Origin of the sequence: Specibacter sp. NPDC078692, from assembly GCF_040686835.1 — a bacterium.
Lineage (GTDB): Bacteria > Actinomycetota > Actinomycetes > Actinomycetales > Micrococcaceae > Specibacter.
The window spans coordinates 1-1,156 of sequence record NZ_JBFBLV010000075.1; the positions used below are offsets into that span (position 1 = coordinate 1).

At 60.4% G+C, this 1,156-nt stretch carries 2 protein-coding genes; both read right to left on the reverse strand.

The features are described 5' to 3' along the window. Positions 1-55: 55 nt before the first annotated feature. Positions 56-616, reverse strand: a complete 561-nt coding sequence (locus AB0O97_RS20250; RefSeq protein ID WP_363885075.1) for an alpha/beta fold hydrolase — start codon at positions 614-616, stop codon at positions 56-58. 168 nt (positions 617-784) lie between these two features. Then, on the reverse strand, positions 785-1,156 hold a 372-nt coding region (locus tag AB0O97_RS20255; protein WP_363885076.1), incomplete at its 5' end, for a Tn3 family transposase.

Consider the following 1,156-nt stretch of genomic DNA (forward strand, 5'->3'; position numbering starts at 1 on the left):
CAGCGAGGCCGGCCCCACCGCTGCCCAAAAACGCCACATCACCAAAAAACGGGATTCAGCCAGCCCCCAAAACGGATCGGTGGATCAAGGCTAAGGCCACGGCAAGTGAGCCGAACCGCGTCATCGCCGAACGAGCATGAGACTCTGTTGGGTCGAGAAGGCATGTAGCGATCACGGCGGCAACCATGTGTGAACGGGCAGCCGCCTCCACCGTGAGCAAGCCACCGATGCTCGCCCCGAGGAGGATGACGGGACGACCATCGTCTTCAACTGCGATGAGATCGACCAGTAGGGCAACCCAATCTTCGTACGTCACTGTTCCGCGGGAATCCGTCACGGTGCGGCCGTAAAGCGGCAAGTCGACTGCGGTCAGGTCGATCCGGCGGCCTGCCAGAAGGGATGCTATGGGCCAAAGTGCCCCGCCATGGGCTCCCGCACCATGGACGACAAGCAACCGAACAGGGGCGTTGACATCGCGTAGCCGGAAGAGGTGGACTAGGTGCTTTCTCCAAGGCCACCACTCCGAAACCGGAGGAATAAGTGATTCTCTTCTTGTGTGCGGCAGGAAGCTCGCATATTCGTCCATATCGATCTCGGCAGGTCCATGCGGCCTCATCGGGTTTACCTTTCTACCGTCGCCTGAAGCTCAAGTCTTTCACGCTGGAAATTCGGACCAGTCAATGACGAGACTCTTTCTCCGCTGGCGACTAGAGCGGCCACCATCTCATTGTCCGCAGAACGTTCCCTTGCGGGCGGGGATATGTTCAGGGAAATGTTGCCTCGTTTAGGTCTCCAGGTCCTCATCGGGGTTCCTCAATGGCCGAAGTTCCGTTCCTGTGGCGCCTGCAGTGAAAGAGTAGCGGCCCAGCATATTGATGTGTTCCGAGACCAGCGGCGAGAGCCGTTGCACGTCCTCGTCTGCAACGATGTGGCCGCGGTCGCGGAGCCCGGTGAGTGCGGCTTCCAGGTAGCGGGTGTTCCATAGGATGACGGCGTTCAGGACCAGGCCAAGGGTGCCGAGCTGGTCTTCCTGGCCTTCCCGGTAGGACTGCCGTATCTGGCCCCTCCTGCCGTGGAAGATGAGTCTGGCCAGGGCATGCCGGGATTCCTGCACAGTCAACTGGGTATGGATTTGCCGGCGGTACCCCTCATCGGC

What these genes read in the sequence shown, in the direction of transcription:
- AB0O97_RS20250 (WP_363885075.1), bottom strand. Translation starts at nt 616, where the DNA reads ATGAGGCCGCATGGACCTGCCGAGATCGATATGGACGAATATGCGAGC.